Source organism: Amycolatopsis benzoatilytica AK 16/65, assembly GCF_000383915.1.
Classification (GTDB): domain Bacteria; phylum Actinomycetota; class Actinomycetes; order Mycobacteriales; family Pseudonocardiaceae; genus Amycolatopsis; species Amycolatopsis benzoatilytica.
The window spans coordinates 1,740,668-1,754,094 of sequence record NZ_KB912942.1; the positions used below are offsets into that span (position 1 = coordinate 1,740,668).

At 72.7% G+C, this 13,427-nt stretch carries 14 protein-coding genes; 13 read left to right on the forward strand and 1 reads right to left on the reverse strand.

Annotated elements, in window-relative coordinates; translation table 11 throughout:
* Positions 1-57: 57 nt before the first annotated feature.
* Entirely contained in the window at positions 58-1,512 is a 1,455-nt protein-coding gene (locus AMYBE_RS0108205) for a bifunctional aminoglycoside phosphotransferase/ATP-binding protein (protein WP_020658878.1), read from the reverse strand.
* A 184-nt stretch (positions 1,513-1,696) separates the two neighbouring features.
* Between AMYBE_RS0108205 and AMYBE_RS0108210 the strand changes: the two genes are divergently transcribed.
* The 13 genes from AMYBE_RS0108210 to AMYBE_RS0108270 all read left to right on the forward strand — a co-directional run bounded on the left by AMYBE_RS0108210 (position 1,697) and on the right by AMYBE_RS0108270 (position 13,391).
* Positions 1,697-2,710: an Acg family FMN-binding oxidoreductase gene (locus AMYBE_RS0108210; RefSeq protein WP_020658879.1), complete on the forward strand. Its 1,014-nt coding sequence runs from the start codon at positions 1,697-1,699 to the stop codon at positions 2,708-2,710.
* Positions 2,707-3,603, forward strand: coding sequence for a universal stress protein (locus AMYBE_RS41075; RefSeq protein WP_020658880.1), 897 nt, complete (start codon positions 2,707-2,709; stop codon positions 3,601-3,603). The genes AMYBE_RS0108210 and AMYBE_RS41075 overlap by 4 nt, the downstream gene beginning before the upstream one ends.
* A complete protein-coding gene (locus tag AMYBE_RS45630; RefSeq protein ID WP_020658881.1) occupies positions 3,600-4,235 on the forward strand; it encodes a CBS domain-containing protein in 636 nt (211 codons plus the stop codon). The genes AMYBE_RS41075 and AMYBE_RS45630 overlap by 4 nt, the downstream gene beginning before the upstream one ends.
* Before the next feature lie 5 nt (positions 4,236-4,240).
* Positions 4,241-5,050 carry a polyphosphate kinase 2 gene (ppk2, locus tag AMYBE_RS45635; protein WP_020658882.1) on the forward strand — a complete coding sequence of 270 codons (810 nt, stop codon included), beginning with the start codon at positions 4,241-4,243 and terminating at the stop codon, positions 5,048-5,050.
* Positions 5,051-5,299: 249 nt separating this feature from the next.
* Positions 5,300-6,124, forward strand: a complete 825-nt coding sequence (locus tag AMYBE_RS0108230; RefSeq protein WP_020658883.1) for a universal stress protein — start codon at positions 5,300-5,302, stop codon at positions 6,122-6,124.
* Positions 6,125-6,150: 26 nt separating this feature from the next.
* A complete protein-coding gene (locus tag AMYBE_RS0108235) occupies positions 6,151-6,720 on the forward strand; it encodes a CBS domain-containing protein (RefSeq protein WP_020658884.1) in 570 nt (189 codons plus the stop codon).
* Between the two features lie 19 nt (positions 6,721-6,739).
* On the forward strand, positions 6,740-7,015 hold the full coding sequence (locus AMYBE_RS0108240; RefSeq protein WP_020658885.1) for a DUF1918 domain-containing protein: 276 nt from the start codon (positions 6,740-6,742) through the stop codon (positions 7,013-7,015).
* Positions 7,008-7,898 carry a universal stress protein gene (locus tag AMYBE_RS0108245; protein ID WP_020658886.1) on the forward strand — a complete coding sequence of 297 codons (891 nt, stop codon included), beginning with the start codon at positions 7,008-7,010 and terminating at the stop codon, positions 7,896-7,898. The genes AMYBE_RS0108240 and AMYBE_RS0108245 overlap by 8 nt, the downstream gene beginning before the upstream one ends.
* Positions 7,895-8,299, forward strand: coding sequence for a hypothetical protein (locus AMYBE_RS0108250; RefSeq protein ID WP_020658887.1), 405 nt, complete (start codon positions 7,895-7,897; stop codon positions 8,297-8,299). The genes AMYBE_RS0108245 and AMYBE_RS0108250 overlap by 4 nt, the downstream gene beginning before the upstream one ends.
* Positions 8,296-9,432 carry a CHAD domain-containing protein gene (locus AMYBE_RS41080; RefSeq protein ID WP_020658888.1) on the forward strand — a complete coding sequence of 379 codons (1,137 nt, stop codon included), beginning with the start codon at positions 8,296-8,298 and terminating at the stop codon, positions 9,430-9,432. Before AMYBE_RS0108250 ends, AMYBE_RS41080 begins: the two co-directional genes overlap by 4 nt.
* Positions 9,433-9,526: 94 nt before the next feature.
* Positions 9,527-10,135, forward strand: a complete 609-nt coding sequence (locus AMYBE_RS0108260; RefSeq protein ID WP_020658889.1) for a CBS domain-containing protein — start codon at positions 9,527-9,529, stop codon at positions 10,133-10,135.
* Entirely contained in the window at positions 10,132-11,031 is a 900-nt protein-coding gene (locus AMYBE_RS0108265; RefSeq protein WP_020658890.1) for a universal stress protein, read from the forward strand. Before AMYBE_RS0108260 ends, AMYBE_RS0108265 begins: the two co-directional genes overlap by 4 nt.
* On the forward strand, positions 11,028-13,391 hold the full coding sequence (locus AMYBE_RS0108270; protein ID WP_020658891.1) for a phosphoketolase family protein: 2,364 nt from the start codon (positions 11,028-11,030) through the stop codon (positions 13,389-13,391). The genes AMYBE_RS0108265 and AMYBE_RS0108270 overlap by 4 nt, the downstream gene beginning before the upstream one ends.
* The last annotated feature ends 36 nt before the right edge of the window (positions 13,392-13,427 follow it).

Here is a 13,427-nt window from a genome sequence, read left to right on the forward strand (position 1 = left end):
GGACCGGAGCGGGCGGCAGGGACGTTCGCACACTGGCGCGGGGACCTCCGTCCCCGGTCATCCCGCTGTCACGTGCGCCAGCGCGAGGGCGAGCGTGTCGTCGAGGCCGCCGGTGGTGTCGAGCGGGAACGCGGCCGGCCACGGGTCCCCGTCGCGCGCCATCTCGCGCGCGATGGCCGGGCCCGCGTCGGAAAGCGATCCGGTCCGCACCGCCAGCCGGTGCTCGCGCACCTGATCCGGCGCCAGGCACTGCACGGAGAAGAGCCGGCTGTTCGTCCGGTGTGCGACGCGCGCGATCGTTTCCCGTTCCTGCGCGGAGGTCCACGACGCGTCGAGGATCACCGTTTCGCCGAGGGCGAGCAGGTCCGCCGCCCGCCGGGCCAGTTCGTGGTAGGTCCGCGCGGTCTGCTCCCGGGTGTAGATGCCTTGCTGGTACGACGAAGGCGCGTGCCGTATCGGGTCGATTCCGGCAAGTTCCTTGCGGACTCGGTCGCTCTGCACGAGCGTCGCGCCGAGCCGGTCCGCCAGCCCGGCGGCCACGGTGGACTTCCCCGCCCCGGGCAGCCCGCCGACGAGGACGAGCCGGACTTCGCCGGCGCGGAGGTGCCGCACGGTGAGCTCCGCGTACTCGCGGGCGAGCGCCGCGGCTTCGGGATCTCCTTGTGCGTGCCGCAGGCAGGCGACCTTCACCCGGACGAAGGCACGGTAGGCGAGATAGTGCTCGCGCAGTGCCGGGGGAGCGTTGTCGCCGGAGAATTCCGTGTACGCGGCGAGGAACTCGGCACCGAGCGCGGGCGCGCCGAGGCGTTCGAGATCCATCGCGAGGAACGCGACGTCGTCCAGGCCGTCGAGGTGCCGGAGCCGATCGTCGAACTCCAGGCAGTCCAGCACGCGCGGGCCGTCGTCGAGGCAGAAGATGTCGTCCGCGATGAGGTCGCCGTGCCCGTCGAGCACGCGCCGGTCGGCGAGGCGCCGGGCGAACAGCGGCTGGCGGCCGGCGAGGAACCGCTCGGTCCGCTCCTCGATCTCTTGCGCCGTCGCAGCATCCAGCACCACCCCTCGAAACGGCCGGACCTGATCGAAGCTCGCGCGCCAGCGGAGCCGGACCGCGTCGCGCGTCCCGTCGGCGTCGACCGCGGGGCCGCGCTCCGCGCCGGAGTGGAACGCAGCCATCCGGCGAGCCAGCGCGCGGAGCACCGGACCGACCGGCTTGCCCTGCCGGACCAGCGTCGAAAGCCGGCGTTGCGCGGGCATCCGGCGCATCGCCACGAGATGATCGCAGACGTTCCCGTCCGGACCGGTCACCGCCGCGACGCCGAGGTAGACGTCCGGGGCGAGCCTGCGGTTGAGTTCGACCTCCCGCCGGCAGACCCGCTCCCGCACCCCCGCGTCGGTGAAGTCCAGGAATCCGAGGTCGACCGGCTTCTTCAGCTTCCACGCGCGGTCCCCGGCGAAGAAGACCGCGCCGCTGTGCGTTTCCCGCACGGCGGCCCACGGTTCGGTTGCGGTCATGCGCCCCACTCTCGCCGCGCGGGCACGGGCGAGAAAGGGTTCTTGGTCCTCGCGGCGGTGTCGTTGGACCTGCCGGGCGGGCCCGGTGACGTTGGTCCCTGCGTCCGATGGCTTGTGGCCGAAGCGCCCGACCGGCCCGCGGCGGTTCGCTCGGAAGCGTCCGCCAGCGACGGGAGAGAGCGCGATGGAAAAGACAGCCACGGCAGCCGGCCGCCGGGCCGGCGAATGGACGCTCGCCGAAGCCGAGGTGCTCGGCCGGACCGTGCTGCGCGCCCCTTCGGTGCACAACACCCAGCCGTGGCACCTCGAGCTGGCCGACGGCGCGGTGCTGCTGCGCGAACGTGCCGATATCGCGCTGCCGCACCACGACCCGCGCCGGCAGGACCTGGCGATGTCCTGCGGGACCGCGCTCGCGAACCTCGAACTGGCGGTGCGCGTGCTCGGCAGGCGGGCGGCGATCTCGGTGCTGCCGGATCCGGAGGACCCGGAGCTGATCGCCCGGATCGACGCCGACCAGATGCAGCCGCCGACCGACGAGGAGATGCACCGCTACGGCGCGATCGTGGTCCGGCGCAGCCACCGCGCCGAGTTCACCGGCCTGCCGGTCGGTTCGGCCGAGATCGAGCGCGTGACCCGGGCCGCGGCGACCGACCGGGTGGAGGCGCTGCCCCTGCACGGGCTGGACCGGCTCGCGAAATTCCTCGACCACGCCGCCCGCGCCGTCCAGGACGACATCGGCTACCAGCGCGAGCTGGCGCTGTGGACCATCCGGGACGAAGCCGCGCACCGGCACGGCGCGGGCCTCTCGTTCTCCGCGCTGCCGCCTGGCGAACTGCCCTGGGCGGGGCTGGTGCGGCGCGCGACCGTTCTGCCTGACCTGCCGGAACTGCGGCGGCGGCTCGCCGGCGAAACCGTGCTGGTGTTCTTGACCGTGGACGACGCGCGGATCGACCACATCCGGGCCGGCTACGCGCTGGAGCGTTGCTGGCTGGAGGCGGTGACCCGGGGGCTGGCCGGCGCGGTGCTGACGCAGCCGTTGCACGTCCCCGAGGTCCGCGCCGCGCTGTGCGAGGACTACCGGCTGGCCGGCTTCCCGCAGGCGTTGCTGCGGCTGGGCCGCACGACCCGGATCCCGCCGGCGAGCCTTCGCCGCGGCGTCGCCGAGATCCTCGGCTCGGACTGGGAGCAGCGGCGATGAACAGCGGCGGGGTGGTCGTCGGCGTGGACGGCAGCGAATCGGCCGCGGCGGCGGCCCGGTGGGCAGCGCACGAGGCGGCGGTGCGAAATGTGCCGCTGACCGTGCTCACCGCGTACGGATTCTCCGACGGCGACTTCACGACCAGGCGGTATCCGCCGTCGGAGTGGCTGGCCGCCAAGGAAAACAGTGCGGAAGAACTGCTGCGGGAGGTCCGCGCCGAGCTGGCCGATGCCGAACCGGAAGCGCGGATCGACACCGCGACCAGCTCGTCCGGCGCGGACACCGCGCTGCGCGAGGCGTCGGCGGACGCCCGGATGCTGGTGCTGGGCAAACCGACCGGCACGCTGTCCGGGCTGCTGGCCGGCTCGCCGGACATCGACCTCGCGGCGCACGCGCGCTGCCCGGTGGCCGTGGTGCGCGGTTCGGTTCATCCCGGCGGCCCGGTCGTGGTGGGCGTCGACGGGAGCGAGCTGAGCGAGGCCGCGATCGGCTGGGCCTTCGAGGAGGCGTCCCTGCACGGCGTGCCGCTGGTCGCCGTGCACACCTGGCACGACGCGGACAGCTCGCGGCTGTTCGGCGACATCGCCCGGTCCTTCCCCTACGAACTGCGCGAAGCCGAGCGGCGGCTGCTGGCGGAGCGGCTGTCCGGGTACTGCGAGCGGTACCCGGACGTGCCGGTCGAGCAGGTCGTCGAGCCGGACCGCCCGCGCGACCGGCTGATCGAGCGCAGCGCCCACGCTTCGCTGGTGGTGCTCGGCAGCCGGGGCCGGGGCGGGTTCACCGGGATGGTGCTGGGGTCCACCAGCCACGCGTTGCTGCACCACGCCGGGTGTCCGGTGCTGATCGTCCGGGCCACACAGGCCGCGGGATTCCCGACGACGGAGGAACGATGAACACGAGCACGACGCCGGTGTCCGCGGTGATGACCGCCAGCCCGGTCTGCGTACGGCCGGAAACGCCGGTCAAGGACATCGCCCAGGTGCTGACCAGCGAAGGGATCAGCGCGGTCGCCGTGGTCGGCCACGACGGGCTGCTGATCGGCGTAGTGTCCGAAATGGACTTGCTGCCGCTGCTGTCCGAGCCGGCTCGCTGGCCGCATCGCAAGGCCGCGCGGAAAGCGTCGGGCCGGACCGCGCGCGACGTGATGACCAGCCCGGTCGTCACCGTCGGGGCAGGCGAACCGGTGTCCGCGGCCGCGGCGCGGATGGAGAAGACCCGGCTGCGCCGGCTGTTCGTGGTGGACGGCGGCCGCCCGGTCGGCGTGGTGGCGCGCCGCGACGTGCTCGGCGTGCTGACCCGCCCGGACCCGGAGATCGAACAGGACGTGGTGACCGGGGTGCTGCTGGAGACGCTGCAGCTGGGCCCGGACCGCGCCCGGGTCGCGGTGCACGCCGGCGTGGTCACGGTCGCCGGCCGGGTGGAACGGCGCAGCGAGATCGGGCCGGTCACCCGGCTGATCGAGGAGGTTCCCGGCGTGGTCGCGGTCTGCAACGGCCTCGATTACGTCTGGGACGACGTCGCCTGATCCCGGTGGCCCCGAAGCGCGCTCCCGCCCGGCTGTCGCGGGCGGTCTACGAACGGGAACTGGCCCGGCTGCAGATCGAGCTGGTGAAACTGCAGGAATGGGTGCGCCACGAAGGCGCCCGGCTCGTCGTGGTGTTCGAGGGACGGGACGCGGCGGGCAAGGGCAGCACGATCAAACGGCTCACCGCGCACCTGAACCCCCGCGCGGTCCGGATCGCCGCGCTGCCCCAGCCTACCGATCGGGAACGGACCGAGTGGTACTTCCAGCGCTACGTCGCGGAGCTGCCGGCGGCCGGGGAGATCGTGCTGTTCGACCGCAGCTGGTATAACCGCGCCGGGGTGGAGCGGGTACTCGGATTCTGCACGCCCGATCAGTACCGGCGGTTCCTCCAGCAGTGCCCGGTCTTCGAGCGGCTGCTGGTGGACGACGGAGTGCTGTTGCGCAAGTACTGGTTCTCGGTGAGCCGGGACGAACAGGAACGGCGGTTCCGCACCCGGATCGAGGATCCGCTGCGCCGCTGGAAGCTGTCCACAGTGGACCTGGAATCGGTTTCGCGGTGGGACGACTACTCGCGCGCCAAGGACGACATGTTCGTGCACACCGACATCCCCGAATCGCCGTGGTACGTGGTCAACGGCGACGAGAAGCGCCGCGGCCGGATCAACATGATGGCGCACCTGCTGGCGAGCGTCCCGTACCGGGAAGTCCAGTTCCCTCCGGTGACGTTGCCGCCGCGGCCGAAGGGATCCGGCTACGCGCGGACAGACCGGCGGCTGCTGCGGGAGGTGCCGGACCACGCAGCCACGCTGAAGTGACGCTGAGACAAGCCCCTGCCGTCCGTGAAAGCCCCTGCCGTCCGTGAAGGGCCCCTTGAGGGAATCCAAGTCCCTCAAGGGGCCCTTCACGGACGCACGGGAGCGGTAGGAGGGGCGGGTGTGTCCTCGCCACGAGGGACTCCGCTTTCGTCCCCGAGGCCGAGGACTTCGGGCCCTGACCGGCACCGCCCCCGGTGCGCGACGGTGAGATCGGCCGCCGGGAATCGGCGGCGGGACAGGAGGCACGCGGTGACCGGGAAAGAGCCCAGCGGCACGGTGCTCGTCGGGATCGACGAGTCGGAGGCCGCGCTGTCGGCGGTGCGTTGGGCGGCCGCGGAGGCGGTGCGCCGGGATGTGCCCCTGCAGCTGTACCAGGCCGGGATCGGCGACGCGGTCGACGCATTCGGGGAGGTGCCCGAAACTCAGCGGCGGTTGCTGTCCGAGCGCGGGCACCGCTGGCTGCGCCGGGCGGTCGAAGTCGCCGAGGAAGCCGCACCCGGAGTGCGGACCTGGCCGGTGTTCCGCGTCGGATTCGCCGCCGATCTGCTGATCGCGGTGTCGCGTTCGGTGTCTCTGATCGTGCTGGGCTCGCATGGGCTCGGCGGAGTGCGCGGAGCGGTGATCGGTTCGGTCGCGCTGCGCGTCGCGGCGAGCGCGCATTGCCCAGTCGTGGTGGTGCGCGGGCGCGCCACGGCCGGTGCGCCGGTAGCGGTCGGCGTCGACGGCGACGACCGCGTCCTGGAATTCGCGTTCGAAGCGGCCGAGAGCAGGAAGGTGCCGCTCGTCGTGGTGCACGCGTGGCACGAGGGACTGGTCGAACGGCCGGAGCGGGCCGGAGAGGAAGAACGCGTGCTGCGGCAGCGGATCGCCGGCTGGGCGGAGAAATTCCCGACGGTCCCGACGCGCGGCAGCGCGATGCGGGAGCGTTCGGCCGCGCGGGCGCTGATGGCGGCGGAAGCACAGCTGGTCGTGATCGGCAGCCGCGGTCGCGGACCGGTCGCGGCCGGGCTGCTGGGCTCGACCGGGAACCGGCTGCTCGCGCACTCGGCCTGCCCGGTCGCGGTCGTGCACTGAACCGGCTGCGGAGAAAGGAGAAAGCCGTGCGAGCACGGGACATCATGACCCGGCCGGTGATACGGGTCGGAGCGGACACCACGGTCCGGGAGGCGATCGCGCTGCTGACCGAGAACTGCGTCGCGGCGCTGCCGGTGGTCGACGACGCGAACCAGGTCATCGGCATCTTCACCGAAGCGGACGCGTTGGCCGGCGTGCTGACCGGCGAACCGGTCGGCGCGGACCAGCAGGTGCGCGCGGTGATGACCGCGCCGGTCGAGGCGGTCGGCCTCGACGCCGACGTGAGCGACATCGCCGCCCGGATGCTGGTCGACCGGCTCCGCAGCGTGCCGGTGGTCGACGAGGGCGGGCTGGCCGGGATCGTGAGCCGCCGCGATCTGCTGCGGCCGCTGGTCCGGCACGACGACGCGATCGCGTCCCGGCTGCGGTTGCTGCTCAGCGATTACGACGGCCACCGCGACCGCTGGCAGGTGTCGGTGGCCGGCGGCGCCGTGACGATCCGCGGCACATTCGCCGACGAGGCGGAACAGCGCTTGGTCACCGCGCTCGCCCGGATCGTCGAAGGCGTCTCTTCTGTCGAGCTTTGCCCGCAGTGACCGGACCCGAGGAGGAGCAATGCACGCACATGCTGGCGACTGGCTGGTGGTGAAAGGGGTCAGGGTGGACCTGCCCGAGCAGCGCGGCCGGATCGTCTCGGTCGGCGGGCCGGAGGGCGGGCCGCCGTTCACGGTGCGCTGGCTCGCCGACGACCACGTCTCGACGATCTTCCCCGGACCGGACGCGCTGGTGCTCACCGAGGCCGAGCTGACCGAGCAGGACGAGCACGACCGGGAGCGCTTCGAGCGGCTCCGCGCGCTGCGGCACACCGGAGAAGGCGTGCGCCATGCCTGATCGCGCGAAGCCCGTGGTGCTGGCGGGGATCGACGGCTCGACCTCGGCGCGGCACGCCGCGGTCTGGGCGGCCGGGCTCGCCGCCCGCCGGGGCGCGGTGCTGCGGCTGGCGCAGGTCTACTTGATCCCGCAGCCGGGCATCACCGGACCGGCGGTGCGCGGCGTGCGGGCCGGATTCGCCGGACGGGCGGAAGACTGGCTCGCCGAAGCCGAAGCGGACGTGCTGCGGCTCTGGCCGTCGCTGCCGATCGAGCGGGTGGTCGAAGAGGGCAACCCGGTCGCCGTCCTGCTGCGGGAAAGCGCGGACGCCGAACTGGCGGTTCTCGGCTCGCGCGGGCTGGGCGGATTCACCGGCCTGCTGGTGGGATCGACCGCGGTCGCGCTGGCCGCGCACGCGCTCTGCCCGGTCGTCGTGGTGCGCGGCCGCCGGCCCGCGGACCCGCCGCCGGAAACCGGCCCGGTAGTGGTCGGGCTGGACGGCTCGGCCGACAGCGACGACGCGCTCGGGTTCGCCTGTGTGGAAGCGGCTGCCCGCGGCGGCGTCCTGCTGGCCGTGCACACCTGGAACGAGATCCGCCCGGACGGTTCGGCCCGCGGGCTCGAGCTGGATCCGCGCGAGGTCGACGCGGCCGAGCGGAGCCGGATCGAGAGCCAGGTCGCGCCCTGGCGCGAGAAGTTCCCGCAGCTGCGGATCGACGTCGAAGTGGTGCGCGGCCGCCCGGTGCGCAGCCTGCTCGAGTACGGCGAGGAAGCGCAGCTGGTCGTGGTCGGCAGCCGGGGCCGCGGCGGATTCAAGGGCATGCTGCTGGGCTCCACCAGCCAGGCGCTGCTCGTGCACTCGACCTGCCCGGTGGCGGTCGTCCGGCCGAGGAGCGAACCGTGACCACCTTCCGCGCGCGAACCGCGCAACGAGTGCTCGCCGCCTACGAGACCATCTTCGCGACGAGCGCGCTGGTCGGTGGCGTCTGCCTGATCGCGGGCGCGCCCGGGTTCCAGCTCCCGACCGACGTGCTCGCCCCGTTCGGGCTCTCGACCTGGGTCCTGCCCGGCGCGGCGCTGATCGTCGCGATCGGCGGCAGCCTCGCCTGGGCCGCGTCCGCGGCGTGGCGCGGCGACCGGAACGCACCGGGATTCGGGTACGCCGCGAGCGTGGTGCTCGCCGGCTGGCTCGCGATCCAGTTCGCCGTGCTCGGCTTCCGGGAGCCGGTGCAGTGGCTGACGCTGGGTCTGCTCTGCGTGCTGGTGCTGCTGACCCGGTTCGTGCAGCGGGCGGTGCGGCGATGACCCGGGCAGCGCTGCCGGTGACGTACTACGACACCAGCGGGTTCCGGCTCCGCAGGCACGGGCTGGCGATCAGCAGGGCGGGCAGCGAATGGCAGCTCGACCTCGGCGACGGCCGCGGCTGCCGGGTCGAGGCGCCCGGACTGGAGCAGGTGCCGCACGAACTGTCCCGGCTGGTCCGGGCCTACAGCCGGGATCTGGAACTGGTGCCGATGCCCGGCCCGGCGGACGGGCGGACCGGTGCCGCCGGATATCCCGGCACCGCGCGGGAAACGGTGCTCGGCTATCTGGAACGGCAAGTCGAAGCGCTCGCCCGCGCGGATCTGGCGGTGCGGATGGAGGAACCCGAGGGCGTGCACGACCTTCGGGTCGCCGCCCGGCGGATCCGGGCGACGCTGCGCACCTTCTCGCCGGTGCTGGGCGGGCGGCTGGCCGGCCGGTTCGGCAGCGCGCTGCGCTGGCTCGGGGCGGGCGTCGGCCGCGCACGGGACACCGAGGTGCAGCGCGGACGGCTCTTCGCGGCGCTCGGGAAGCTTCCGCCGGACGCCGCAGCCGACCAGGTCCGCGCCAGCGCCGAACAGGTTTTCACCACCCTGGCCGAGGAAGCGGCTGCCGAATGCGCGGTCGTGCTCGACTCGCCGAGGTACCTGCAACTGCTGAACGCGCTGGATGTCCTCCTGGTCGTGCTGCGCGAACAAGGCCCTGGTGCGCAAGGAAAGCGGGCTCGCAAGCCAGCGCGGAAGACGCTGCCGAAGCTGGTCTGGAAGGTCGTCGCGGAAGCCGACGCACGCGTCGGTGCGGTGTCCGCGCAGAGCGGTCCGGACGCGGCGCACGCGGTGCGCAAAAGCGTGAAGCGCCTCCGCTATGCCGTCGAGGCGGCCGCGCCGGCGCTGCCGGTGGACTCGGAGCAGGTGCTGAAGAGCTTGCGGGACCTGCAAGATCTGCTCGGCGAATATCAGGACGCGGTGGTCGCGCAAAGCAAGATCCAGCTGCTGGCCGACTCTTCCGGCAGCGCCGGGACCAGAGTCTGCGATCTGCTCTTGACGGCCGAGCTAGCCGCGGCGGAAGCCTGCCTGAACGCGCTCCCGGCGGCGTGGCAGACGACGTATCGCGAGCTTTCCCCGATTCGGCCCTGAGGACGTTGGTCCCTCCGGGCGGTGACTCCGGACCGATGTGCGCGAGTGGGCCGGTTGCTTAGTTTCACAGCAGCAAAAGGAAAGGACGAGTGCGATGCGTGCCCGCGATCTGATGTCCGCACCGGTGGTGACGGTGCATCCGTGGACGCCTGCCAAGGTGGCCGCGGAAATCTTGTCCGACCACGGCTACACCGCGCTGCCGGTGGTGGACGACGACGACCAGCTGGTCGGCATCGTCACCGAGGCCGACCTGATCCGCGGCCGGATCCCGGCGGACGCGCGTTCGGAGCACTTGCACCCCTACCACCCGGGTGCGATCGAGACCACCGTCGGCGCGGTGATGACCACGCCGGCCACCGGCATGTCGTCCGGCACCGACGTCTCCGACCTGTGCCAGGCGCTGGTGGACGGCCGGATCCGGGCGATGCCGATCGTCGACGGCAGCCGGGTGGTCGGCATCGTCACCCGCGGCGACGTGGTGCGCGTCCTCGCTCGCGAGGACCACGCGATCGCCGCGGACGTCCGGCACCGGCTGGAAATCTACGGCGGCGCCGGCCGCTGGAAGGTCGAGGTGCACGACGGGATCGTGCGCATCGTCGACCGTTTTGACGACGAAACCGATCGCCACGTCGCGACCCTGCTGGCACTGGCAGTGCCCGGAGTGGTCGGAGCGGACACCGAGTCCGAGAAGGAGGGGCAATGACCGACCGGAATCGCACAGTGCTTGTCGGGATCGACGGCTCGGAGGGGGCCGACGAAGCGGTCCGCTGGGCTGCGCGGCTGGCCGAGGGACGCGATCTAGAGCTGGAACTGGTGCACTGCCTGCAGGTGGCCGGGCTGGCCTACGGCGGCGGACTCGCCGGCAGCGACGTGCTCTTCGAAGGGATGCAGAAGGACGGCGAGCGGATCGCGGCCGAGGCGCGCGAACTCGCCCTCTCGATCGACCCTTCGCTCGAAGTTCGCACCAACGTGTACACCGACTCGGCGGCGGCGCTGCTGATCGACCGGTCGCGGAAGGCCCGGATGGTCGTGGTCGGCCGCACCGGGACCGGCGGGTTCACCGGGATGCTGGTGGGCGCGACGACGTCGGCGGTCGCCAGTCACGCCCGGTGCCCGGTCGCGGTGGTCCGCGGCCGGCACGGAGACGGCCCGGTGCCGCTGGACGGCCCGGTGGCGGTCGGCATCGACGGCAGCCCCAACAGCGAGGCCGCGATCGCGACGGCGTTCGAGGAGGCCAGTTTCCGGGGCGTCCCGCTGGTGGCGGTGCACGCTTGGGTCGACGTGGTCTACGACTCGACGGCGAGCACCGCGCGGCTCATGCCGCAGTGGGAAACGTTGCAGCCGAACGAGGAACGGCTGCTGGCCGAGCGTCTTGCCGGCTGGCAGGAGAAGTACCCGGACGTCGAGGTACAGCGGAGGCTGGTCCGGGACCGGCCGCGGCACGCGCTGCTGGACGAGTCCGACCGGGCGCAGCTGGTGGTCGTCGGCAGCCACGGCAGGGGAGGCTTCGCCGGGATGCTGCTCGGGTCGACCAGCCAGGCGATGATCCACCACGCCTCCTGCCCGGTCTTGGTCGTGCGGCCGGAACCGCAGCGGTGACGGCGGTCTCGTCGCCGGCGGCGACGCTGACCGAGACGGAACTGGCCCAGGTCGACGCGCAATGGCGGGCCGCGAACTACCTCGCGGCCGGCCAGATCTACCTGATGGCCAATCCGTTGCTGCGCGAACCGCTGGCGCCCGAGCAGATCAAGCCCCGGCTGCTCGGGCACTGGGGAACCTCGCCCGGCTTGAACTTCGTCTACGCCCACCTGAACCGGGCGATCCTGGCGCACGGCCTGGACGCGCTGTTCGTGACCGGGCCTGGCCACGGGGCCCCGGCGCTGCGTGCGCAAACCTGGCTGGAGGGCAGCTATTCCGAGGTGTGGCCGGAGGTTTCCCGCGACGCGGAGGGGATGGCCCGGCTCTTTCGGCAGTTCTCCTTTCCCGGCGGCGTGCCCAGCCACGCTTCGCCGCACGTCCCGGGGTCGATCCACGAGGGCGGCGAGCTGGGCTACTCGCTCGCGCACGCTTGCGGCGCGGCATTCGACAATCCGGGCCTGCTCGTCGCGTGCGTCGTCGGCGACGGCGAGGCGGAGACCGGCCCGCTCTCCACGAGCTGGCAGTCCAGCCGGTTCCTGGACCCGCGCCGGGACGGCGCGGTGCTGCCGATCCTGCACCTGAACGGTTACAAGATCGCCAATCCGACCGTGCTGTCCCGGATCCCGCCGTCCGAATTGGACGCGTTGCTGCGCGGCGCGGGCTGGGCCCCGGTGTACGTGGAAGGCGACGAGCCCGCGGCGATGCACCAGGAAATGGCTGCCGCGCTGGACGCCGCGGTCGCCGACCTGGCCGTGCTGCGGCGGGGCGGGCCGGCCCGGCCGCGGCCGATGATCGTGCTCCGGTCGCCGAAAGGCTGGACCGGTCCGGCCACAGTGGACGGTCAGCGGATCGAGGGGACCTGGCGGGCGCACCAGATCCCGCTGGCGCGGGTCCGGGAGGACCCGGCGCATCTGCGGCAGCTGGAAGCCTGGCTGCGTTCCTACCGGCCGGAAGAACTGTTCGACGCGGCCGGCCGCCCGACCGGCGAGGTGACCGCGCTGATTCCGCGCGGCGAGCGGCGGATGGGCGCCACCCCGCACGCGAACGGCGGCGTGCTGCTGCGCCCGCTCGATCTTCCGCCGGTCGCCGACCACTCGGCGCCGGTGCCCGTGCCCGGCGCGAGCGCCGCGGAACCGACCCGGGCGCTCGGCCGGTTTCTGCGGGAAGTGTTCCGGCGCAATGCCGAGCGGGCGAACTTCCGGTTGTTCGGCCCGGACGAGACCGCGTCCAACCGGCTCGACGCGGTGTACGAGGTCACCGGCAAGACCTGGCAGCTGCCGCCCGGCCCGCCGGAAGACCGGCTCGCGCCGGACGGGCGGGTCATGGAGGTGCTCTCCGAGCATCTGTGCCAAGGCTGGCTCGAGGGCTACCTGCTCAGCGGCCGGCACGGCCTGTTCTCCTGCTACGAGGCGTTCGCGCACGTCGTCGACTCGATGGTCAACCAGCACGCCAAGTGGCTGCGGGTGCACCGGGAGATCCCGTGGCGGCGGCCGGTCGCGTCGCTGAACTACCTGCTGACCTCGCACGTGTGGCGCCAAGATCACAACGGGTTCTCCCATCAGGACCCGGGTTTCGTGGACCACGTGGCGAACAAGGCCCCGGAGATCGTGCGGGTGTACTTCCCGCCGGACACGAACACGCTGCTGGAGGTGGCCGCGCATTGCCTGCGCAGCCGCGACCTGGTGAACGTGGTGGTGGCGGGCAAGAACGAGACGCCGGACTGGCTGGACGCGGAGGAAGCGGCGCTGCACTGCGCGCGCGGCGTGAGCATCTGGGAGTGGGCGAGCACGGGAACGGACCGCGAACCGGACGTGGTGCTCGCCTGCGCGGGCGACGCGCCGACGCTGGAAGTGCTTGCCGCCGCGTCGATCTTGCGCGCCGAGCTGCCAGAGCTGGCGGTGCGGGTCGTGAATGTGGTGGACCTGATGCGGCTGCAGCCCGAGACGGAGCACCCGCACGGGCTGAGCGACCGCGAGTTCGACGCACTGTTCACCCCGGACCGTCCGGTGCTTTTCGCCTATCACGGCTATCCGTGGCTGATCCACCGGCTGGCCTACCGCCGGACGAACCACGCGGAACTGCACGTGCGCGGCTACACCGAACACGGCACCACGACCACGCCGTTCGACATGCTGGTGCTCAACCGGATGGACCGGTTTCAGCTGGTGATCGACGTGCTCGACCGGGTGCCCGGCCTGCTCGCCACGACCGGCCCGCTGCGCCAGCGGATGACCCGCGCGCAGGAACGGCACCGGCGGTGGATCGCCGAACACGGCACCGATCTGCCGGAGGTGCGGGAGTGGCGCTGGCCGGGGCGGTGACTGGCGCCGGACCGGGGGTAGGGACCGGCGCCAGGC